This window comes from Streptomyces sp. NPDC104581 (assembly GCF_055583685.1).
Map to the genome: position 1 here is coordinate 96,823 of NZ_JBVJNN010000010.1, position 22,791 is coordinate 119,613.

The window sequence follows — 22,791 nt, forward strand, 5'->3', positions numbered from 1 at the left end:
TCTGCGGCGCCTCTACGATCGGCGCGTCCTGTCGGTCAGCCCGCCCTGACGGGCTTCTCCTTCGGCGCCTTCGACTTGCGCGCCTTCGCCTTCAGCGCCTTCGTCCCGACCGCCTTGGCGATCCGCTCCGCGTCCCTGGACAGCTCCCGCAGCATCCCGCTGATCGGATTCGTGAAGCCCGTGAAGTACAGGTCCGGTGCCCGCTCGGACGTGCGCGCGCCGCGCACCACCGGGCGCCCCCGCTCGTCCAGTACGCCGAGATGCCCCACCAGGCCCTCCAGCGCCCGGCTGTAGCCGGTCGCGGCGATCACCACCTCGGGGGAGATCCGCGAGCCGTCCGCCAGCACCACCTTGCCGTCGTCGAACGAATCGACCGCCGCGACCGGTTCGACCCGCCCCTTGCGCACCGCCGCTATCAGCCCCACGTCCTGCACCGGGATCGCGCCCTCGCGCACCCGTGAGTACAGCCCGGTGTCGGGGCGCGGCAGCCCCCGCTCCGCGAGATCGGGCACCGAGATCCGGCACATGATCTCGCCGGCCCGGTCCACCAGCCGCGTCGGCAGCCGCCGGACCAGGATGCCGGTGCGCTGCGCAGGCCAGCCCGCGGTGGAGCGGCGCACGATGTGCGGGACGGTACGGATCGCCAGACGCACCCGCGCCGCGCCGCCCTCCACCAGGTCGACGGCTATCTCCGCGCCCGTGTTGCCGACGCCGACGACCAGGACGTCCTTGCCCGCGTACGGACGGGGGTTGCGGTACGCACTCGCGTGCAGCAGCTCGCCCCCGTACGACTCCGCACCCGGCCACGAGGGCAGCCGGGGGGTGTGGTTGAAGCCGGTGGCGACCACGACGGCGCTGCCGGTCAGCTCCCGGCCGCCGGTCGCGCGCAGCAGCCAGCTCTCGCCGTCCGCCGAGCGGTCGATGCTGGTGACCTCGACGCCGGTCACGATCTCCAGGCCGTGGAACTCCGCGTACTTCTCCAGATAGCGGACCATGTGGTCGCGCGAGACCCAGCGGCCGAAGGAGCGCGGCATCGGCAGGCCCGGCAGCGCGGACAGCCTGCGGGTGGTGTGCAGACGCAGCCGGTCGTAGTGACCGCGCCAGGAGGTTCCGACGGCCGGGGACTTCTCCAGCACCACGGCTCGTACGCCCTGTGCGCGGAGGGCGGCGGCGACGGCGAGACCGCCAGGGCCGCCGCCGATGACGTACACGGGGCGGTCGTTGGTGAGGTCGATGTCGCTGGGCATGAGAGCTGAGCGTAATCGAGTGGGCACTTGTTGGGTCTCGGTCAAGATGGGAATCGATTGCGAATCGGTCACGTACGGGTAAGTCCTGCGAGTGGAGGCTGAATCCACGGTGAAAGTCGGCGTGAATCAGGCGCCCCGCACGCGGGAACTCCTCAGGGCCAGAGCAGCTCGCGGGACCAGTCGCCGCCGTCCGCGCCCGCGCCCGGTTCCGACTGCGTACGGCGGTAGCGCAGCCGGACATGGCGGCGGTGCGCGTCGCCCTGGAAGAACTCGACCTCGTCGGCGGCCAGCACGTACCGCGTCCAGGTCGGGGCCGGCGCCTGCGGATCGGCCCGTGCCCGCTCCCACGCCGCCTCGGACGCGCGCGCCAACTCCTCGGTGGAGCCGAGCACTTCGCTCTGCCGCCCGGTGAGCGCCGAGGCCAGCGCCCCGGTGGACCGGACGTCCAGATCGGCCCGGCTCTCCCGGGGCCCGGCGGCGCTGACCGTGCCCCGTACCCGGATCTGCCGCCCCCGCGCGGGCCAGTAGAAGCCGAGCGCGGCCCACGGCCGAGCGGCGAGCTGGCGGCCCTTCGCGCTGGTGGCGTGCGAGGCGAAGTGCCAGCCGCGCTCATCGGCGTCGTGCAGCAGCAGGGTGCGTACGTCGGGCCGCCCGTCGGTGTCGGTGGTCGCGAGCGTCATGGCGTGCGGTTCGGTCTGCCCGGCCGCGACCGCGTCGGTGAACCACCGGTGGAACAGCGTCAGCGGGGCGTCGGGCGCCGTCGCCGGATCGAACGCGGGCAGTTCGGTGTCCCAGACCCGCAGCTTCGGCAGGGCCGCCCGGAACGCCTGCCGCTCATCGGCCTCGTCGTCGCTCATGGGCCCATTCAACCGCGCCGGTCCCGGCCGTACCGGGCACCGACCACCACCTACGATGTAGTACTACGCTTGAAGTGGTGTCAACGCGAAGAGGTGTGACCGCCCGATGCGACAGAACCTGGCCCGGCGCTCGGCGCTCGTCGACGCCGCCATCGAAGTGCTCGCGAGCGAAGGTGCCCGCGGACTGACCTTCCGGGCCGTCGACGCCGAGGCGGCCGTACCCAAGGGCACCGCGTCCAACTACTTCACCAGCCGTGACGAGCTGCTCAATCAGGTGGGCCACCGGATCTACGAGCGGCTGATCCCGGACGAGGCCACCGCCGCCGGTCTGTTCGCCGGACCCAACACCCGTGAGCGGACGGCGGAGTTGGTACGGCAGGTGGTGGAGCGCGTCACCGCGTTCCGGACCGGGTTCCTCGCGCTGCTCGAACTGCGGCTGGAGGCCACCCGGCGCCCCGAGCTGCGCGCCGTACTGACCGCACGCGTCGTCAAGGACGTCGAGGCGAATGTCGAGGGGCATCTGGCGTCCGGTCTGCCCGGTGACGCCGACGCGGTAAAGATGCTCTATCTGGCCGCCAACTGGCTGGTGGTGGAGCGGCTCACGCTGCCCGGTGTCTTCTCGGAGGAGGAGGCCGCGCGGCTGATCGGCGACATGGTGGAGCGGGTACTGCCGTCCGGTCCGTGAGACGGGAGCGCCGGCGGCGGATCAGCGAACTGATCCGCCGCCGGCGTGACAGGACGGAGTGAGGGGCACGCCCGTACCGTGCCCCGCGGGCGCGGCTACTTCGCCGGCTTCCTGCCCGTGATGCCCAGATGGACCAACAGCGCCAGATTCGGCTTCAGTTCGGCCTGCTTCACGCCCCAGGTCTGGAAGCCCTTCTGGTGCCCCGCCACCGCGGCGAGCATGACGACCAGTGAACCGGCCATCGCGGCGGGGTTGACGTCCTTGTCGACCCTGCCTTTGGACTGGAGCTCCTTCACGGAATCCGTAAGGGAGTTGGTGACGGAACTCAGGATCTTCATACGGATCTTGTAGAACCGCTTGTCGCCCTCGGCGGCGCCGAGATCGATGACCCTGAGGATCGCGTCGTTCTTGCGCCAGAAGTCGAGGAATCCCTCCACGAGTTCTTCCGCCGTCTGGCGTCCCGCTTTCCCCGCCCAGGAGCGGCCGGAGACCAGTCCGGTCAATCCGGCACCCTCCTTGGCCATTTCCTCGGCGATCTCGAGGACGGCGCCCTCGACGTCCGGGAAGTACTGATAGAAGGTCGCGGGTGAAGTGCCTGCCTTCCGGGCCACGTCGATGACTTTGACGTCCCGATACGGCGAGGTGCTGAGCATCTCGCTGAGGCAGTCGAGCAGCTTCTGCCGCGTCGCCTGGCCGCGCCGACCGGCCACGCGGCCGTCGACGGTACGCACTTGTCCTGTCATGCCGTCAGCTTACCGAGGGGGGATCGGAGCGCGATTCGGCCGAGTGCAAATGGGGAACCGCCCGCTGATCGCGGGGGCCGTAAAAGGCGCTTCGGGGGCGGTTGGGGGCCGTTCAGGCGGGGTGGGGGAGTGCCCGTCGGGCGGCTGTGAACAGGGAAAGTGTTATCAACAGCCTGTGGACAACTTCGGTGGACAACTCAGCGCGCACGGGCCCTCACCGGGAGGCAATTAGTCAATTGTTCGATTTGCCCCGCCCTGCGCCGGGCGAAATGCGCCATTAGCGTGGCCGGAACGGGTGCCGCTCGGGCGGTGCGCACACGAAGGAAGGATCCGGGTTCATGGCCGCATTCGCGGAAGGCACGCCGTGCTGGGTGGATGTGTCGCTTCCCGACGTCCGGGCGGGCAAGCGTTTCTACGGCGAGCTGTTCGGCTGGACATTCGGCGCGGACGGCGGCGCGGCATACGGGCACTATACGAATGCATTCAGTGACGGAAAGCGAGTGGCCGCACTCGCGGCGAAGCAGGACGGGCGTATGCCGACCGCCTGGGGCGTTTATTTCGCGACATCTGACGCCGCCGCGCTCAGTGCGCGAATCAAGGAGGCGGGCGGCGGAATGGTGAGGGATCCGGCACCCGTGGGGCCGTACGGCACGATGGCGCAGGGTGTCGATCCCGGCGGCGCGGTCTTCGGCCTCTGGCAGCCGGGAGCGTTCTCCGGCTTCGAAAAGCAGGGCGAGCCCGGATCTTTCTGCTGGGCGGAGGTCTATACGAGGGACAAGGAGAGCGTCGACCTCTTCTACGAGTCGGTATTCGGCTTCGTGGGCAAGGACCTGCCGGGCGAACCGGTCGATTACCGCACGTGGTCCCCGCAGGGCTCCGAGCCGGGCAGTGACACCGCGATCGGCGGGCGAAGTGTGATCACCGACGCATTTCCCAAGGAGATGCCGGGGCATTTCCTCGTTTACTTCTCCGTGGCCGACTGCGACGAGACGGTCGCCGACGCCGTACGGCTGGGCGGCCGGGTCAGGGAGTCCGCCGCCGACACCCCCTACGGCCGGGTCGCCGTCGTCGCGGACAACCAGGGCGCGGCCTTCGCCCTGCTCGCCGAGCCGGCGGCGGCCTGAGGGCTGTCCCGTGATCCCCGGTGGATCGGCGCGCGGTGTCGGACGTGGCGCGGCGCAACCCGCGTTGGTCCGTACGCGTCAACACTCATACGGGCGTGATACTCACCCCGTACGAGGTCGTTCGCTCATTTCCTGTCCGAAACAGGGTGAGACACCCCGATCCGCCCCCGGGTTCGCAACCATCGAGCCAGACAGGAAGAATCAGGGTGCAGGGGGCCGTACCTTTGTGGCCCGTACGGGGAGGTGGCAGGCAAGTGGAGCAGCTGACGCAGCACGATCCAAGACGTATCGGGCCCTTCGAGGTGCTCGGGCGCCTCGGAGCGGGCGGTATGGGGCTCGTCTATCTCGCGCGCTCGGCCTCGGGCCGGCGCGTGGCGATCAAGACGGTGCGCACCGAGCTCGCCGAGGACCAGCTGTTCCGCGTCCGTTTCACGCGCGAGGTGGAGGCCGCCCGCGCGGTCAGCGGCTTCTACACCGCCGCCGTGGTGGACGCCGACCCCCGGGCCGCCGTGCCCTGGCTGGCCACCGCCTACGTGCCCGCGCCCTCGCTGGAAGAGATGGTCAACCGGTGCGGGCCGCTGCCGGTCCAGGGCGTGCGCTGGCTGGCGGCCGGCATCGCCGAGGCGCTCCAGTCCATCCACGGCGAGGGCCTGGTCCACCGTGACCTCAAGCCGTCGAACGTGCTGGTCGTGGAGGACGGGCCGCGCGTCATCGACTTCGGCATCGCGTCCGGCGTCTCCAACACCCGGCTGACGATGACCAATGTGGCCGTCGGCACCCCCGCGTACATGTCGCCCGAGCAGGCGCGCGACTCCCGCAGCGTCACGGGCGCCAGCGACATCTTCTCGCTCGGCTCCACCCTGGTCTTCGCCGCCACCGGACACGCCCCCTTCCATGGCGCCAACCCCGTCGAGACGGTCTTCATGCTGCTGCGTGAGGGGCCGAATCTGGAGGGGCTCCCCGACGACCTGCGCCCGCTCATCGAGTCCTGCATGCAGATGGAGGCAGGTCGGCGCCCGTCACCCGCGGACCTCCAGTCGCAGCTCGCCCCGCACCTGTTCGCCTCGGGCAGTGACGACAGCGGCACGGCTTCCGCCTGGCTGCCCGCGTCAGCCACCGAGATGATCGAGGAACGCCGTGGTGGCGGGCGTATCAACGCCGCCGCCGCTGCCGCAGCGCGCCCGCCGGTCCCGCCGCCGCCCGCGCACCAGCCACCGCCGCCCGCCCACTCGCCCGACTGGGACGCCGCGTGGCGCCCGGACGGCGAGGGGCCGGGCGGCCGGGGCGGCCAGGGACAGCAGGGCGGCCGGGGCGGCGGCGGGGCGCCCGCCGTGCCCGCACCGCTGGGCGCGGGCCCCGGCGGCCCGGTCCGGCTCTCCGGCTCCCCGGTGCCGATCGGCCCCGGCCCGCGTGTCCCGGACGGCCGGGTCGCAGCCTCCGCCGACGCCGGACCGGCCACCGGCTGGATCCGCCCGCCCGCCGGGCTGGCCGGCGCGGACCTGCCCGCCGGCGCGGTCCAGGCGCCCGCGGCGCCGCCGGTGCCCGCGCCCTCGCCCGCCCCCGACGGCGCGGCGCCGGGCCGCTGGCGGCCGTGGCGCTTCCGGATGTCCAACGACGTCTGGGGCACCCCCGTCGTCGACGGCGATCTGCTCTACGTCACGTCGTTCGAGGTGCACGCGCTGGACGTGGGCAGCGGACGCCGGCAGTTCAAGACCCGTGACGTGGCATGGGCGATGGCCGTCTCCGGAGGCCGTATCCACGCCTCCGACGGCCCCACCCTCTACGCGCTCGACGGTGCGGACGGTTCGGAGCGCTGGCGGCTCCAGACCGACGCCTGGGTGTACTCGCTGAAGACCGACCGGGGCACCGTCGTCACCGGCACGCGCGGCGGCGGCGTCCAGGCGTGGGAGGCGTCCAACGGCGAGAAGCTGTGGGAAGTCACCGGCGCCCAGACCGACTTCGAGACACCCGAGGCCGGCCCCGCCATCTTCGACGGCACGGTGTACGTGTGGCAGAACGCCCGGCTGCGGGCGCTCGACGCGCGCACCGGCACCGAGCGCTGGTCGTACCCGATCGGGGACGGCGCGTCCTGCGGCGGCGTACCCGTCCGCCTGGTCCCCGCCTCCGACGGATACGTGTACGTCTCGGCCGGCACCCGCGTCCTGTCCATCGACATCGCGACCGGCCATGTGCGCTGGCACTTCGAGGCGCCGGCGGTCTTCCTCTCGCCGCCCGCCTTCGCGCCCGGCCCCGCCGTGACCGGCGGCGGCGTGTATCTCGCCGACTACCTCGGCACGGTGTACGCGCTGGACGCCACCACCGGCAAGGACCGCTGGCGCATCGCCACCGAGGCCCGCCAGTCCCTCGAACCGGTCCTGGTCACCGCCGGGAACGTGCACGTGGGCAGCGGCAGCGCGCTCTACACACTGGACGCGGTGGCCGGCACACCCAAGTGGCGCTTCGCCGCGGGCGGCGAGGTCGTCGGCGCGCCCGTCGTGGCGGACGGCAGGCTGCACTTCGGCTCGGCCGACCATGTCCTCTACACCCTGGACGCGGGCGGCGGACAGCTCCGCTGGAAGCTCGCGACGGGTGGCGAGATCACGGGCTCCCCGGTGGCGCGCGGGGGAGTGGTGTACGCGTGCAGCAAGGACCGCTGCGTGTACGCGCTGGACGCGATCAAGGGCACGGCGACGGGCCGGGGCGCCCGCTGACCGCACCGCGTTCCGCGCACCCGACCGGCGCCGCGCACCGACCGGCCGGGCCAGCCGGTTCCGTCGCGCCTGAACGGGGTCAATTCCCCTGCGGGCGGCGGGTCGTGTCGTCCGGCGGGGGCCCGGCCCACGGCTGCTCCCCGGTGTCCCCGCCCTGCTGTCGCGGGCCGTTCACCGGCGGCTGTACGGGCGGCAGGCGCCCGTCGTCGTACCAGTAGTCCCGCGCGTCCGGGTCGTACCGGTGGTCCCGGTAGTCGTCCTGGTAGTCCTGGTGCTGGTCCTGCTCCGGGGTCCGGTCCCTGTTCCTGCCGCGTTTCCGGTCGCCGACGTACCGGTGGCCGCCTCCGCCGCCCCTGCGCCCCGTCCGGCCGCTCATCGCCGCCGCCGCGATCAGCAGCAGCGCACCGCCGCCCAGGGCGGCGAGCACACCCAGGCCGAGACCCGTGCCGTCGCTGGTGAGCGTGAGGCCCCCGGCTGCCTGCCCCTGGCGCACCATCCACAGAATCGTGAACCCGAGCACGACCACCCCGGCCAGCGCCACCAGCAGCCGCGAGCGCAGCACCAGACCGATCAGCGTGACCAGGGCGGCGAAGACGAAGGGGAGCAGGAGGGAGACCCAGAGGTCCGAACCGGTGCCGGTGATGCCGTTGAACAGGTCCTCGACGCGGTAGTCCCGGCCGTGCCGGCCGTTGTACCAGGCCATGAACGGGCTCGCGACCGCCGCGGCGGCCCCGACGACGGCGAGGACCGACCCGATGATGTTGCGGACCATCGACGGCCTCCTTGGACGAGTGCGCAGAGCACAGCTTCCAGAATCCGACGCTACGCCCGGGAACCAGGGGCCGCCAGATTTGGTCCCGTAACCGAGCACCCCTCGCGCACTGCTAGGGTGACATGCGCTCGACAAAAGCCTACGAAACATGACCAACCACACCAATTTCAACGGGGGTTGAAATGAAAATTCGCCATGTCCGCGCCATAGCCGTCTTCGGTATCGCCGTTTTCGCGCTCACCGGCGCCCGTGGCTCCGGCGGCGGTGGCTGCTCCAGCAGCAGTTCCGGCAGTGGCGGCAGCAGCCACTCGGACAGCGACTACGACGACGACGATTACAACGGCTCGTCCGGCTCCACCACCACCGGCGGATCGGTGACCGGCGGCAGCTCCGCCGACGCCGGCCGGGATCTGAGGATCGACAGCTGCAAGTACGACACAACCGCCGGCGGCTTCGTCGCGGAGGTCACCGCCACCAACAGTGGCTCGGTGGACTACAGCTACTCGTTCTCGGTCGAGTTCACCGACTCGGCGGGCACGAACGTCGGCAACGGCTTCGGCAGCATTCCCGCCGTCACCGCGGGCGGCTCGGAGACCGTCGAGGTCACCGCGGTCGACGTGTCCGGCGACGAGGGCGCCTCCGGCGGCGAGTGCACGGTCGACAACGTCATCCGCACCTCCGCCTGACCGGCGGGACACACCGCCCGACCGGCGACGCAAAGAGAGACGACGACAGGCGGGGCCCCCTGAACGGCCCCGACTGTCGTCGTCTCTCTTTCCCCCCTGGAGCGCGGTCGCGGCAGCTCCCCTCCTGCGCCGCCGCGACCGCAGCCCGGTGCTACTTGGGCGGTGCGGGCGAGTGGTGGTCACCCTGCGTCGTGGCGCCGCTCTTCGGCGGGACCGGCGAGTGGTGGTCGCCCTGCGTCGTCGTGGTGGTCTTCGGCGGGACCGGCGAGTGGTGGTCGCCCTGCGTCGTCTCTTCCGGCTTCTTCTCGGTGCTGCTCATCTCGTCCCCCTTGGGGTCGCCTTACGTCGGACCGAAGGCGGCCTTCTGCCCGGATACTCCCCCGAGGTCGCCGGGCAGAAGGCCCGGGACCGTTCACCCCCGAGGATGCGACGGTCCCAAGCGACCCGTCTGCCCCCCGAGGCGACGGATCGAATATGCACTGGAGCATGCCGAAAGAGCATAAACATTCGATGAACGCCCAGGCCGGGCACCCCACCCGTCATCGGACACCACGCCCGGACGACCGGCCCCGGCGGGACGACCGGCCCCAACGGGCGCCGCCGCCCCCCGAGTTCTTCAGGCCGCGCTGAGCGGGGCGGCGAGCAACGCCCGAGCTTCCTCGGCCTCCACCGCACCCGACCCCTCGTGCAGCGAAAGCGCCTCACGCCAGCACACCCGCGCCCGGTCCGCCTGCCCCAGACTCTCCAGCGCCCTGCCCAGCGTGATCAGGACGTTGGCCCTCGTCCGGTCGCCGCCGATGCAGCCGATCGCGAGCGCCTGTTCGGCGTGCTGCGCGGCGGCCCCGGCACGACGGGCCGCCAGATGGGCCTGCGAGATACGGAAGTGGGTCGTACCCTCCCACAGTCGCTGCCGGTTCGCCTCGAACCCCTCCAGCGCCTCGCCCAGTTGTTCCAGTGCCTCCGTGTGCCGCCCGGCGTTCGTCAGGGCGATGCCCAGCGCGAAGCGGGCGTTGGAGAGCCGCAGGGTGTGCCCGATGCTGTCGTAGACCGCGACCCCCTGCTCGGCCAGCGTCACGGCCTGGGACGTACGGCCCAGGGAGTGCTGGATGCGCGAGAGGTTGCACAGGGCGCTCGCCTCGCCGGGGCGGTTTCCGTCGGCGCGGGAGCCCTCCATGGCCCTGAAGAGATGCGTCTCGGCGTCCCGGAAGCGGCCCTGGTTGAAGGCGATGATGCCCCGGTCGTTGTCCGCCCAGTAGACGGGCGCCGGGTCCCGTACGGACTCCGCCAGCGCCGTCGCCTGCCGGGCCTCGTCGTCCGCTTCCTCGTAACGGCCCGCCACCAGATGGACGATGGTCATCGAGGTCCGCGCACGCCCCTCCGTACGGGCGTCGCCGGCCGCGCGCGCCGCCGCCAGCGCCGAACGGGCCGCCGTCTCGTAGGACTTGGAGTTGGCGCCCGACTCCGCGAGACCCTGCGCCGCCCACAGCAGATCGACGGCGGCGCGCAGCCGGTGCGAGCCGCCCGCCGCCTGCCGGGCGCACGCCAGCAGGCAGTCGGCCTCCGCGTACAGCCAGTCCTGTGCCTCGTGCCGGTCGGTGAAGACCAGACCCCCGTACTCCGTCGGCTCCAGATGGTCCTTCAGCCGGTCGCCCGGCCGCTCGATCGTGTACACCCTCGCCGTCGTCGCCAGATAGAAGTCCAGCAGCCGGGAGAGCGCCGCGTCGGTCCCGGCGCGCGGCTGTTCGTCGCGGTCGGCGCAGGCACGCGCGTAGAGCCGCACGAGATCGTGGTAGCGGTAACGGCCCGGCGCCGCGGACTCCAGCAGGGAGGTGTCCACCAGGGACTCCAGCAGGTCCTCGGTCTCGTCCGCCGGCAGATCCAGTACGGTGGCGGCTGCCGCCAGCGAGATGTCCGGGCCGTCGGCCAGCCCCAGCAGGCGGAACGCGCGGGCCTGCGCGGGCTCCAGCTGCCCGTAGCCCAGTTCGAAGGTCGCCTTCACCGCCAGGTCACCCGCCTGGAGTTCGTCCAGCCGCCGGCGCTCGTCGGCCAGCTTCGCCGCCAGGACCGAGACCGTCCAGGTGCGGCGCGAGGCCAGCCGGGAGGCGGCGATCCGGATGGCGAGCGGCAGGAAACCACAGGCGGCGACCACGTCCAGCGCCGCGTCGCGCTCCGAGGTGACGCGCTCCTGACCGACGATGCGCGTGAAGAGCTGGAGCGCCTCCTCCGGCGACATCACGTCCAGGTCGACCAGATGGGCACCCTCCAGATCGACCATCCGGACGCGGCTGGTGACGAGCGCGGCGCAGCCCTCCGTACCGGGCAGCAGGGGGCGCACCTGCGCGGCGTCCCGCGCGTTGTCGAGCAGGATCAGCACCCGGCGGCCGTCCAGCGCCGAGCGGTACAGCGCCGCGCGGTCGTCCAGCGAGTCCGGGATCGCCGAGTCGGGTGTGCCGAGCGCCCGCAGGAACGAGCCGAGTACCGCCTCCGGTTCGGCGAACCGGGCCCCGGCGCCCTGGAGGTCCACGTACAACTGGCCGTCGGGGAAGCGCGGACGGGCCGCGTGCGCGACGTGCACGGCGAGCGTCGTCTTGCCCACGCCGCCGATACCCGCGAGCGCGGAGACCGCCATCACCGAACCCTCGGCGCCGGCCAGCCTGTTGCCCAACTCCCGTACGAACAGGTCCCGTCCGGTGAAGTCCGGGACGGTGGCGGGCAGTTGGGCGGGCCGGGTGAAGGTGGCGACGGGAGCGGTCTCCTCGGTGGGGCGGGCCAGCTCGGCGTCCGCCCGCAGGATGCGCTGCTGGAGGCCGGCGAGTTCGGGCCGCGGGTCCACGCCCAGTTCGTCGGCGAGGAGCCGGCGCGTGTCCGCGTACACGGCCAGTGCCTCGGCCTGCCGGCCGCTGCGGTAGAGGGCGAGCATCAGCAGTTCGCGCAGGCGCTCGCGCAGCGGGTGCGCGGCGGTCAGCGCGGTGAGTTCGGAGACGGCCTCCGCGTGCCGGCCCAGCTCCAGATCGATGTCCAGCCGGCCCTCGACGAGCTGGAGCCGCCACTCGGCGAGCCGCGCGCGCTCGGTCTCCGCGTACGGGCCGGGCACGGACGCCAGGGGTTCGCCGTCCCACAGCCCCAGTGCCTTGTTGATCAGCACCCGGGCCTGCTGACGGTTGCCCGCCGTCTGCTCCTTCTCCGCCGCGGCGGCCAACTCCTGTGCCATACAGAGGTCCAGGGCGTCGGGCCGGGTGCGCAGGGCGTATCCGCCGGACTCGCTGACCAGGACACCGGGGGACAGGACCTTGCGCAGCCGGGAGGCGTACGTCCGCACGGCGGCGAGCGCCTGCGGCGGCGGTGTCTCGCCCCAGATGCCGTCGATCAGCTCGGCGGCGGTGGCGGTCCGGCCTTCGCGCAGGAGGAGGGCGGCGAGCAGCGCGCGCTGCTGGGGTGAACCGGACGGCAGGGACTCGCCACCACGCCAGGCCCGCACCGGTCCGAGCACGGCGAAACGCAGCTCGTCGGCCGTGGGCGGGGCACCGGCCGGTGCCCCGCTCTTCGCGGCGCTCGACCTCGCCGTGCTGCCCCGCCCGGCGTTCTTCCTGGTGCTCGGTACGCCGGTCGTCATGGTGTTCGGTGTGGCCGGAGCCCGCTGCTCCGGTACGCGCGGCCCGCTGTCACGGTCCATAGCTCCCCCTGCCCGCCGGACTGCCGGTATCGCCCCCGACAGTCTGCCTTGTCCGGAGTGGCGGCGTCAGCCTCGGAGCGGGGGTCTGCACAAGCCCTCGACACCGTAAAGGACGCGACCCCTCCGGGTAAATTCGGATCCGGGCGGGCCGTCGGTCACAACGCGGCGCCGGGACACGTCAGGAGGGTGGGAGCGCCGCCGGAGCGCGAGCGGACACGGCGGCGGCGGCGACGCGATCGGGCGGGTCGGCTTCTTCGCCGCGGTCGCGCCGGCCGCCGAGCCGGTGCCGGGAAGGTCCCTCAAGCGGCCGTGGCGGTGAGCCGGTGATCCCGCCCCCTGTCACCGCGGGGGCGGGACCCGTCCCGTACGCCGGCGACCGCGCGCCCTTGACGGTTACGCGCCCCGGCCGCCCAGGAACACCGGGTTGGTGAGCGCGACGAAGGGGCCCGGCAGACCGGGTACGCCCGGGACGGCCGGCGGGCGGCGTACCTCGGCGCGTACGTACGTCGCGTACCCGGCGGTCGTACGCCACTCCACCGTCCCCGAGCCCGACTCCGGGAGCGCGGCCGTGTGCAGGGTCCCCTGGTCGGTGACGATGCGCGCCGAACAGCCCGCCGGGGCGCCGGTGACCTCCAGCCGTACCGTCACCGGGGTGTCGTCGGCCACCCGCAGCCGTTCGCCGATGCCCGCGTGCTGCCCGCGACCGCCCGAGGCGCCGAACGTCACGGACACCGCCGCCGACTCCGCGATGTAGCTGCGGCCCGCCCGGATGCCGGCGAGGATCGCCTCGCGGGACAGCTCGTCGGCGAGGACGACCGTCTGCGGGGTGCCGATCGGGTCGGGGTCGCGGTGCGCGTCGCTGCTGCCCATCGCCGGGGTCCACGCCCGTCCCGAACGGGCCGCCGACACCAGGGTGTTGTCCCAGGAGGCCAGGGCCACCTCGTCCTCCGGGGTGAAGGGACCGTTCCACACCTCGACGGCGTCGGCGTCCGCGAAGCCGAACTTCCAGTTGCAGCCGATGCAGGTGGCGTGCGGATGCGCGGGCACGACGAGCCCGCCCGCGCGGCGCACCTCGCGGGCGTAGTGCCCGAAGCGGTTGTCACGGGCCCGGTAGCGCCAGTCGACGAACGTGCCGGCGTCCATGCCGATGGCGACGACGTGGCCGTTGCGGGTGGTGATCTCCTCACCCGTGAGGATCAGCAGGTCGTCGCCCCACAGCCCGTCCCACGCCCCGTGCGCGGACGACGTGTTGTGCTCACTGGTGTTGATGAAGTCCAGCCCGGCCGCCCGCGCGCCCGCCGCGATCTCGGCCGGGGTGCGCCTGCCGTCCGAGTGCACGGAGTGCAGATGGCAGTCGCCCCGGTACCAGGCGCGCCCGCGCCCCTTGGCCCGCTCCGGCGGGTGCGCCGGGCGCGGGGTGCTGCCGGGGGAGCCGTAGGTGAGGGTGATCGTCACCTCGTAGGCGAGACCCTCGGGTGCGACGGTGTACGGACCGAGGGCGATGTGCCACTTCCCGGACCGGACCGGGCCCGGCAGATAGCCGGGGGTCGCCTCGTCGGCGCGGATGAAGAACTCCGTGCGCGCGCCGCCGGACCAGCCGCGGAAGCCTTCGCCGCCCAGTCCGGTGCCGCGCTCGTCGAAGATCCCGATGTCGAGGGCGTTGCCCTGGGTGCCGGCCGGTACGGCGGGCCGCTCGTAGCTGTACGAGACCCGGATCTCGCGGACGCCGCGCGGCACGTCGACCGGGAGGTAGACGTAGTCGGGGGAGCCGGTGGGCAGGGTGCCGTGTACGGTCCTGGTCTCGGTGCCGTCCCCGTTTCCGCCCCTGTCGGGCGCGGCGTTCGCGAAGCTCACGGTGCCCAACGCAAGGGCCGCCGCCGCTCCGGTCACGAGCAGACCGCGTCTGCCCATCGCGTGTTCCGTGTGGTCGTTGCACATGCCGGCGGCTCCCCAGGAGTGTCGAGAGGGACAGGAAGGGACAGGAAGGGACGGGAAGGGACGGGAACGGTCTGGAGTGGTGCACTCGAACCCTGGTATTGAGCCGTGAACGGACGGGCAAGGGAAGGGGTTCGGGAGGTGGTCCCGACATTGCCGGCGCCCGGCGCGGCCCGGCAACGGCCCGGCGCGGCGTGGCCGGTGCCCGGTGCCGCCCGTGGCCGGTGGGAGTGGTGCCGCATCAGTCCGGCCCGGCCGGGCATAGGTTTGTACGCCGCCGGCCCCCGGAGCCCGGCTCCGCCACCCGACCAGAAAAGAGAAGGCCCGCATGCGGATCGCGACCACCATCTTCCTCACCGACGAGACGATCACGCCCGTGCGGCTCGCACGTGAGCTGGAGGAGCGAGGCTTCGCCGGGCTCTACCTCCCCGAGCACACCCACATCCCGGTCGAGCGCGTCACCCCCTACCCGGCGGGCGGTGATCTGCCGCGCGAGTACGGCCGTACGCTCGACCCCTTCGTCGCGCTCGCCCAGGCGGCGGCCGTCACCGAGCGGCTCGGCCTCGGCACCGGCATCACACTCATCCCCCAGCACGACCCGATCGACCTCGCCAAGCGGATCGCGACGCTGGACCATCTCTCGGGCGGGCGGTTCACCTTCGGGCTCGGCTTCGGCTGGAACAAGGAGGAGGCGGCGGACCACGGGGTCCACTGGGCGACCCGGCGCGACCTCGGCTGGGACCGGCTGGCCCTGATGCGCGCGCTGTGGGCGCCCGAACCGACGCCGTACGAGGGTGAGTTCGCCTCCGTACGCCCCAGCGAGGCCCACCCCAAGCCGGCCAACGGCGCCCCCCGCACCCTGGTCGGCGGCGGGGCGGGCCCCGGGCTCTTCGCCCGGATCGCCGAACAGGCGGACGGCTGGCTCCCGATCGGCGGCCGGGGCCTCGGCGAGTCGGTCCCTGCCCTCCGCAAGGCATGGGAGAACGCGGGCCGCTCCGCCGAAGCCCTCCAGATCGTCCCGTACGCGGTCCGGCCCTCGCCGGGCAAACTGACGCACTACGCGGACCTGGGCGTGACCGAGGTGGTCCTTCAGCTGCCGCCGGCCGGTGAGAAGGAGGTACTGGAGACGCTGGACGAGTACGCGCGGTACGTGTGACGGGCCACGTGTGACGCGGGCCGCGGGGGCTCCCGGACTTCCGGGGCTCCCGGGCTCCCGGCGCGGCTACGCGCCCACCGTCCCGTCGACCCCCTCGCGCAGCAGGTCCGCGTGGCCGTTGTGGCGGCCGTACTCCAGGAGCACGTGCACCATCACCATCCGCAGCGAGACGTTCTTGCCCCATCGGGGCTGACGTCCCGTCACATTCAGTGAGGCGGCGGCCCGTTCGACACGGCGTGAGTTCTCGACCTCGGCCTCCCAGGCGGTGAACGCCTCGGACCGGGTCGAGCCGCTCGCGTCGTACGCCGCCTGGAAGTCGATCTCGCCCGGGGGTGACCACAGCATTGGCGCGTCGTTGTCCTCGAACACCCTCCGGAACCAGGCGCGTTCGACCTCGGCCAGGTGGCGTACGAGGGCGAGCAGGGACAGCGTCGAAGGCGCCATCGACTCCCGCCGCAACTCGTCGTCGCTCAGCCCGGCGCACTTCATCGCGAGCGTCGCACGGTGGTAGTCGAGGTAGGCCCGCAGGGTTTCCCGCTCCCCGCCGGTGCGGGGAGGGTCCACACGGGTATCGCTGGTCATGTGCCGGGCTCCTCGTCCACACCGCGGGTTCGCGTGTATCGCGTGTATCGCGTGTATCGCGTGTATCGCATGTTTCGCGTTCTTCGCGCGATTCGGAAGGCGAGGATAGCGGGCGTCTTCACTTCGCCGGATCGACGACCCGGTGATCGCGCTCTGGCGCCTGCTGGGGGCCGCTCGCTGACGGACTACGTACGCGGACGGCTGGTCGGGGCTCCCCCGCTTCGGGTGGGGGAGCCCACATGAGCCGCTTTGCGTACTCAGGCTTCACAACTCCGCGTCGCGAGTGTTCGCCGGCGTCACGTTTCGCTCGCCGCGCTCGACTGCCTCGATCCCCGACTCCTTGAGGAACTGCGTGACGAGTGAGGCTTCCACCTGCGTGGCCCGCCAGCCCGTCGTCGTGAGTTCCGTCGCGGCTCGCTTCGCCTCCTGGATCGACCAACCGAACACGTCACGGAAGACTTTGAGGACCCTGCCACCATGACCACTGCTGCCGCCGACCTGAACCCGCACGGTGCCGTACTTCTCCGTGAGCCGTTCCCGGATGTACTCGGGGGCCGGCCCGCGTTCCATGTCGTCGACCGCGATTCCGCATCTGTCGCAAGACCGGTTCAACTCCCACCCCAGTCTGCCTTCGCTTATCAGCTGGACAGCCTCGCTCCGGCAGGGGTGGCGGCAGCTCATGCACTCGGTCTCGAATGCCACTGCCTGTACGGTCGTTCTCATCAGAGCCCGATCGGGCGGTACGAGAGCGCCTGGTCGACGACCTCCTCCGGGGAGAGTCCGGGGTTCGACTGGAAGGCGTAGTGGGTCACGCGAGGGTCAATCACCTGTTCCTCCAGCCGCTCAATGGGCTTTTCGTCCAGGACTGTTCCGGGGTCGCGTCGGGCGTCGGTCGTCGTGCGCTCGGTGAGGTCATTCGGTTATAGCCCTGACCACGCGGTGCGCTGCCATGGTGATCGCCTCCCAGCCGGGATGCCAGAGTGATTCCCCCTCCCCGTCAAGTCCCGCCGACAGGCCTGCGTCGATGGCATCTCTCAGGTCGGCGACCGCGGACACCTCATCAGCGTCCTTCAGTACGTATCCCAAGGAACCTTCCGGGTCATTCAGTACGCCGCTGTCGTCGTACAGGAAGTCAAGGAAGTCATCGAATGACCCCCAGCTCTCCGCAGGAGGGCGACCCTGTGTCCAATTTTCCCTGCGCCACACCGGATCTGAAAGACGCCGTAGGTGTTCCAGAAGCAGCAGCCGCATGTTCTCGTACTCGACGTTCACGCTTCGTTTCTCGTCTCACGTCGGTTGTGTCTCGTCATGGGGCGTTCCAGCTCCGCCAGTTGATCCACTCGCTGTACGGTATGTGTGAATTATTGTAATCACTCGCAACCGACCCGGTGATGGGCTTCCCGTCTCTTCCCAGTACTTTGCCGGTGTCATTTATCACCACGTGATCGACGCGCTGCGTGGGTTTTCCGTTGGGATCCCCCTTGTCGATCCTGATACTGGATTGCTTCGGACCGCTCCAAATGAATCCATGCTTGGTCGGCTTTCCCTGGGTCACCGATTTTCGCATGCTCTTTGACATGGCTGGGCCGGACCAGCCGTCGGGAACTTTCCCGGCCGCACCGGCCGGGAACCAGCCCGGACCGTAGGTCCTTCCGCAATCCGGCGCCAGCCCCAGTGGATCGCACCACGTCAGTGGATTGTGGACGTATGCCGTCGGGTTCGGGGACGGGGACAGGCCCAGGGGGTCCGGGGTCAGGTAGTGGGTGGATTCCGGGTCGTAGTGGCGGTGGAGGTTGTAGTGGTGGCCCGTCTCCAGGTCGTGGTACTGGCCCGGGAAGCGCAGGGGGGTGTACGCCGTGGCGTCGGTGGGCCAGGTTGTCGTGCCCCAGAGGGTGGCGCGGGACTGCCAGGCCGTGGTGCCCGACTCGTCGATCAGGTGGGTCGGGGTGCCGATCAGGTCCGTGACGATCGCGTAGAAGCGGATGTCCGTCTCGTAGCGGGCCGTCTGGGCCAGTGGCGTCAGGGTCGATTCGTCGTGGTCCCAGGTCAGCGTCTGGGCGCCCGTCCACTCCGAGGAGGTCGAGGTCTCCTCGACGAGGGTGGCGCCCTGGTAGGTGAAGAGGGTCTCCGCCGCGACCGAACCGTCCGGCGCCAGGCGCTGTTTGGAGACACGGCGGCCCAGCGCGTCGTACGCGTAGCGCCACGTCGTGCCGTCCGGTGTGGTCACCGCCGCCAGTTGGTCGCGCGCGTTCCACGTGTAGCGCCAGCTGTCCGGCTTCCGCGACAGCCGGGGTTTCTGACGCAGAGTGGTGCGGCCCGCCGCGTCGTACTCGTAGCGGACCGCGCCCGCCGTCCCCACGCGGGTGCCCGTGTGGGTGCGCGGGCCCGTCGACTCGGGGTACGCGAAGTCGGCCGGCCACGCGGCCCCGGTCTGGTTGCCCGCCGTGTCGTACGCGTACGACTCCGCCCAGCCGGCCGCCGCCCGGACCTCGGTGACCCGGCCCACCGGGTCGAGCGTGTAGTGGGCGTCACCGGCGGCGAGCAGATGGCCGTCGGGGCGCCAGGTGTACGTGGCGGCGGGGACGGCCGCGCCCGCGTACGAGCGGGACCGGGGGCGCCCCGCCGCGTCCCATGTCTGGGTCAGGGACAGCGCGTCGCCCCAGCCGAGCCGGGTCCCGCGCCGCGCCGCGTCACGCGTCACCGTCAACGAACGCCCCGACGCCGTGAGTTCGGTGCGGTTGCCCGCCGCGTCGTACGCGTAGGCCGTGACCGCCCCCGCCGGGGTCCGCCGGCCGGACAGCCGCCCCGCCGCGTCGTACGACAGCCGCAGCTCGCGCCCGTCCACCGTCTCCGTCAGCAGCCGCCCGGCCGGATCGTACGTCCGCAGCACTTCGGTGTCCGGCCCCGTCGCACGCGCCAGGTCGTCGCCCGCCGTCCAGTCGAACGTGGTGGTCTCGCCGCCCGCGTCCTGCGCGACGAGACGGCCGAGCAGGTCGTAGCGGAGATCCGTACGCACGCCCAACGGGTCGGTCCGTGACACCAGTTGGGCCGCCGCGTCCACCTCGTACCGCACCGTGCGGCCGTCGAAGTCCGTCTCGGAGACGAGATGCCCGGCCGCGTCGTACGCGTAACTCCACGTCAGGCCCTGCGGGTTGGTCACCCCGGTCAGCCGCGTCGCCGCGTCGTGCGTGAAGGAGTGGCGCGCGCCGTCCGGCCCGGTGCGGGCCGTCAGCAGGTCGAAGTGGGTGTACTCGTGGTGTGTGACACCGCCGTTGGCGTCGGTGTGCGTGACGGTGTTGCCCTCGCCGTCGTACGTCCACGACTCCGCCGTGCCGTCCGGCCCCGTCCGCCGCAGGAGCAGCCCCTCCGTGGACCACTCGAAGCGGGTGACCGCGCCCAGCGGGTCGGTGACGGCCACCACCCGGCCGAACGTGTCCCGTGCCAGGCGCGTCGTCGCGCCGAGCGGATCCGTCGTCTCGACCGGCAGTCCCGCCGCGTCGCACCGCACCCGCGTGGTCGCGCCCAGCGGGTCCGTGACCGCGAGCGGGGAGCCCCGGCCGTCGTACAGCCAGCGGGTCGTCGCGCCCGTCGGGTCGGTGACCGACGTGCGGTTGCCGGAGGCGTCGAACGTCTGGTGCCACACCTGCCCGGCCGGGTCGGTGATCCGTACCGGCCTGCCGTCCGCGTCGAGGCCGGCCGTGACCGTGCTGCCGTCGGGACGCCGTACGCCCGTGAGACGCCCGTGCTCGTCGTAGGTGAACTCCGTCGTGCGGCCCAGTGGATCCGTCTCGGCGGTGACGCGTCCGGCGGTGTCGAAGGAGGTACGGGAGACGGCGCCGTTCGCGTCGATCTCGCCGACCACCAGACGGCGTTCGTCGATCAGATAGCGGGTGGTGGCCCCGTCGGGGGCGGTCAGCGTCGTCAACGAGATTCCGGGGAAGGACGGTTCGGACCCGTCGTAGGTGAGACGGAAGCTGTAGTGACCGCCCTCGCCGCCCTCCGCGACCACCCGGTCGTCGTCGGCGCCGCCGTACTCGTACGTGTAGGAGCGGTTGTTGGTGTCCGTCCACGACGTGACGCGGCCCGCCGCGTCGTACGCGAAACGCAGCGGCAGATCCGACGAGCCGTACGTCTCCGTCAGCCGCCCCTCGCCGTCGTAGCCGTACGCCTTCACCCGGGTGTCGCCCAGCCACAGGCCGGTGATCCGTTCGCCCGTCGTCGTCAGCCGCAGTACGTATCCGCCGCTGTGCGCGATCTCGACGGGCGCGCCCCCGGCGTCGTAGGTGAACGCGATCCGGTTGCCGTGCCGGTCGGTGACCGTACGCAGCAGGGCCACGCCGCTGTCGCCGTGCGCGCTGAACGTGCGGACCTGCCCGGCGTCCGGGTCGGTGACCGTGTACGAGCCGTCCGTGGCCCGCGCCAGCGGCCACCGCGCCCGCCCGGCGGACTCCTCGGGCAGCACTGCGGCCCCGCCCGGCACCGGGTGCGGATACGCCAGCAACAGGCCGTCCTCCGTGAAGAACACCGCGCCGTGCTCGTCGAACTCAAGCCGCTGGTCCGCCGTCGACGTCCACGCGGACCCGAACCAACGACCGCCCCGGTAACCGGAGTCCACCCGTCGTGAGAACACCAGCGGGAGCACGCCCGGCAGTTCGACGTCCGTCACCGGCAGGAACATCCGGCCCGTCGCCATGTCCACCGGGTCCGTCGGGCCGTGCCTGATCTCGTCGGAACGACGGGTGAACCGGCCCCGGCCGCTCCGCAGCGCGTTGCGCGCCCACGCCAGCGCGCCCCGGCCCGCGAGCCGCGCCCCCACCTGGGCCGCCGCGCGGGCGGCCAGGGGGGCCAGGGCGCGGCCCGCCGCCATCGTCAGGAGTTCCGGGATCAGGAAGCCGAGTCCGCCGGTGGCCGCGCCGAGGGGGAGGGCGAACGGCAGGGCGAACATCAGCAGGGTGAGGATGAGCGCCGGGGCCACGTCCAGGAACTTCTCCAGGACGAAGGAGACGATCAGGTGGTCGGGCATGACCTTGCCGTTCTCGGCGATGGTGTCCGCGCGCGACAGCAGGAGCGCCCCCGCGCAGAGACTCCCCGCGACCAGGCCGATCCGCAGCAGGGCGGCCGCGTGCGGTTCGGCCGTCGGCAGGGTGCGTACGAGACGCAGCGAGCGCCAGGTCATGACGAGGCGGAACGCGGCCAGCAGCAGGCCCGCCAGGCCGCAGCCGATGAGGAGTCGCCAGCCCTGCCCCTCGGTGAAGTACTCCTCCAGGCCCTCCGTTCCCTCGAAGGCGAAGGTGGCGGCGAGGAGGGCGGAGGGGATCAGCAGGGCCAGTCCGAGGACCAGGACGGCCTTCTCCCACCACGGCAGCCGCCCGGCGCCGCGTGCCCGGACACGTCGCCAGGCTTCGCGTATCGAGGTGCCGCGCCATGCCTGCGGGTCCGAGGTGGCGTCCAACTCGGCTGTACGGGTGGTCAGTTCGTCCCGCAGCGCGGCGATGTGCTCCGGGCGGGCGCGGGGGTGGGTGGTGAGATGGAGGAGGGTCCGCCGTCGGCGCGCGTACCGGAGGGCGATCAACGTCGTCCAAGGGGCCCGCAGCAGCGCGTAGTTCAGCAGGGCGGCCCCGGAGCCCGCGCCCACGCCACCGTCCGCGCCCACGCCGCCGTCCCCGGCCCCGCCGCCCTCCCCGGCCGTCTCCTCCCGTTCGCCCTTCAGCCGCACCCCCGGCTCGCGCGACCGCCCGGCCCGCCGCGCACGGACGTCCCACACCACGGCCGCCACCAGACAGCCGAGCACGATCCAGAGCCCGCTCGCGACGATCCGCTCGTACCAGGCGCGCGGCGTCCCGTGGGCGCTGGGCAGCGCGGCGATGTAGTTGACCGCGGTGTGCAGACCGACGGCGGCCAGCAGCGGGAGCAGCCCCGCCGCCCGCACCCACCAGCGGTGTCCGCAGACGACCAGGCCCACGGCGAGGCCGCCGAGCGCCGACCACGCGACATGGTTGTCCACCGGCACGGTCGCGGTGGCGGAGCCCAGCTCCAGGGTGCCCACCGCCGCCGGGAACCAGTGCCCCAGCAGCTCGGGAAAGCCCGAGACGAACGGCGCCTCGAAGAGCCGTGTCGCGACCGACCAGCCACCGGCCGACTCGATGGGGCGTACGCGGACATCCGGTGCGAATGCGAATTGCAGTACCGATTCGAGCAGCCCGAACCCCACGCCCACCGCGGCGCCCAGCACCACGAAGTCCGTCAGTCCCCACTGGACCCGGCCGCGCAGCGCCCACGCGGCGAGCGCGAGCGGGAGGATCTTGAGCAGTTCCTCGGCGGCCGGCGCCGTCGTCCACATGGCGGTGTCCATGACCGTGCGCATCGACGTCTCGTCGGCGGCGGCCAGTTGCCGGGTGACCACCGTCTCGATCAGGACCGAGAAGACACCGCAGCCGTACGCGCCGATACCGAAGGCGAGCAGTACGGTCGGCCAGCCGACGGTACGCGCCGGCCATGAGACCAACAGCAGTTGCAGTACGCACCACAGAGACGCGGCAGCCATCCAGAACGCCACAAACCCCACCCCGTAAGTTTGCTTTAGTGAATTGAACGTAGGTGCGAGCGGCGTCCGTGTCAAC

Annotated in this window: 16 protein-coding genes; 5 read left to right on the forward strand and 11 right to left on the reverse strand. The window is 72.0% G+C overall.

The features are described from left to right. Nucleotides 1-35: 35 nt before the first annotated feature. Nucleotides 36-1,247, reverse strand: a complete 1,212-nt coding sequence (locus ACZ61E_RS11415; protein WP_469699349.1) for a flavin-containing monooxygenase — start codon at nucleotides 1,245-1,247, stop codon at nucleotides 36-38. Between the two features lie 152 nt (nucleotides 1,248-1,399). Next, entirely contained in the window at nucleotides 1,400-2,104 is a 705-nt protein-coding gene (locus ACZ61E_RS11420) for a pyridoxine/pyridoxamine 5'-phosphate oxidase (protein WP_469699350.1), read from the reverse strand. Nucleotides 2,105-2,210: 106 nt separating this feature from the next. Here ACZ61E_RS11420 and ACZ61E_RS11425 point away from each other — a divergent pair, with 106 nt between their 5' ends. Next, nucleotides 2,211-2,789, forward strand: coding sequence for a TetR/AcrR family transcriptional regulator (locus tag ACZ61E_RS11425; RefSeq protein ID WP_469699351.1), 579 nt, complete (start codon nucleotides 2,211-2,213; stop codon nucleotides 2,787-2,789). Nucleotides 2,790-2,884: 95 nt separating this feature from the next. Here the strand turns inward: ACZ61E_RS11425 and ACZ61E_RS11430 are convergent, their stop codons facing one another. Further along, on the reverse strand, nucleotides 2,885-3,532 hold the full coding sequence (locus tag ACZ61E_RS11430; RefSeq protein ID WP_469699352.1) for a TetR family transcriptional regulator: 648 nt from the start codon (nucleotides 3,530-3,532) through the stop codon (nucleotides 2,885-2,887). Between the two features lie 338 nt (nucleotides 3,533-3,870). Here ACZ61E_RS11430 and ACZ61E_RS11435 point away from each other — a divergent pair, with 338 nt between their 5' ends. Both ACZ61E_RS11435 and afsK read left to right on the forward strand, forming a co-directional pair. Continuing rightward, nucleotides 3,871-4,656, forward strand: a complete 786-nt coding sequence (locus ACZ61E_RS11435) for a VOC family protein (protein ID WP_469699353.1) — start codon at nucleotides 3,871-3,873, stop codon at nucleotides 4,654-4,656. Nucleotides 4,657-4,910: 254 nt separating this feature from the next. Continuing rightward, nucleotides 4,911-7,367: a protein serine/threonine kinase AfsK gene (gene afsK / locus ACZ61E_RS11440; protein WP_469699354.1), complete on the forward strand. Its 2,457-nt coding sequence runs from the start codon at nucleotides 4,911-4,913 to the stop codon at nucleotides 7,365-7,367. Nucleotides 7,368-7,446: 79 nt separating this feature from the next. Here afsK and ACZ61E_RS11445 read toward each other — a convergent pair whose 3' ends face one another. Further along, nucleotides 7,447-8,139 (reverse strand): hypothetical protein, encoded by a 693-nt coding sequence (locus ACZ61E_RS11445; protein WP_469699355.1) that lies wholly within the window; start codon nucleotides 8,137-8,139, stop codon nucleotides 7,447-7,449. Nucleotides 8,140-8,321: 182 nt separating this feature from the next. On the opposite strand from ACZ61E_RS11445, the gene ACZ61E_RS11450 reads away from it, so the two are divergent. Beyond that, complete coding sequence (locus tag ACZ61E_RS11450; protein WP_469699356.1) at nucleotides 8,322-8,825, forward strand: hypothetical protein; 504 nt, start codon at nucleotides 8,322-8,324, stop codon at nucleotides 8,823-8,825. Nucleotides 8,826-8,976: 151 nt separating this feature from the next. On the opposite strand, the gene ACZ61E_RS11455 is transcribed toward ACZ61E_RS11450, so the two are convergent. From ACZ61E_RS11455 to ACZ61E_RS11465, 3 genes are all read right to left on the reverse strand, one after another. Further along, a complete protein-coding gene (locus ACZ61E_RS11455; protein WP_469699357.1) occupies nucleotides 8,977-9,144 on the reverse strand; it encodes a sigma-like protein in 168 nt (55 codons plus the stop codon). A gap of 297 nt (nucleotides 9,145-9,441) precedes the next feature. Further along, nucleotides 9,442-12,498 carry an SARP-family global regulator AfsR gene (afsR, locus tag ACZ61E_RS11460; RefSeq protein WP_469699358.1) on the reverse strand — a complete coding sequence of 1,019 codons (3,057 nt, stop codon included), beginning with the start codon at nucleotides 12,496-12,498 and terminating at the stop codon, nucleotides 9,442-9,444. A 393-nt stretch (nucleotides 12,499-12,891) separates the two neighbouring features. Continuing rightward, nucleotides 12,892-14,436, reverse strand: a complete 1,545-nt coding sequence (locus ACZ61E_RS11465) for a CehA/McbA family metallohydrolase (RefSeq protein ID WP_469699359.1) — start codon at nucleotides 14,434-14,436, stop codon at nucleotides 12,892-12,894. Between the two features lie 325 nt (nucleotides 14,437-14,761). On the opposite strand from ACZ61E_RS11465, the gene ACZ61E_RS11470 reads away from it, so the two are divergent. Next, the gene (locus tag ACZ61E_RS11470; protein WP_469699360.1) at nucleotides 14,762-15,589 is read left to right on the forward strand and encodes an LLM class F420-dependent oxidoreductase; all 828 of its coding nucleotides are present in this window, start codon (nucleotides 14,762-14,764) and stop codon (nucleotides 15,587-15,589) included. 66 nt (nucleotides 15,590-15,655) lie between these two features. Here the strand turns inward: ACZ61E_RS11470 and ACZ61E_RS11475 are convergent, their stop codons facing one another. From ACZ61E_RS11475 to ACZ61E_RS11490, 4 genes are all read right to left on the reverse strand, one after another. Beyond that, complete coding sequence (locus ACZ61E_RS11475; RefSeq protein ID WP_469699361.1) at nucleotides 15,656-16,171, reverse strand: DinB family protein; 516 nt, start codon at nucleotides 16,169-16,171, stop codon at nucleotides 15,656-15,658. 264 nt (nucleotides 16,172-16,435) lie between these two features. Further along, nucleotides 16,436-16,873 (reverse strand): hypothetical protein, encoded by a 438-nt coding sequence (locus ACZ61E_RS11480; RefSeq protein WP_469699362.1) that lies wholly within the window; start codon nucleotides 16,871-16,873, stop codon nucleotides 16,436-16,438. A gap of 210 nt (nucleotides 16,874-17,083) precedes the next feature. Continuing rightward, on the reverse strand, nucleotides 17,084-17,443 hold the full coding sequence (locus ACZ61E_RS11485; RefSeq protein ID WP_469699363.1) for an SCO4402 family protein: 360 nt from the start codon (nucleotides 17,441-17,443) through the stop codon (nucleotides 17,084-17,086). A 34-nt stretch (nucleotides 17,444-17,477) separates the two neighbouring features. Beyond that, a complete protein-coding gene (locus ACZ61E_RS11490) occupies nucleotides 17,478-22,715 on the reverse strand; it encodes a DUF6531 domain-containing protein (RefSeq protein ID WP_469699364.1) in 5,238 nt (1,745 codons plus the stop codon). Nucleotides 22,716-22,791 lie beyond the last annotated feature (76 nt).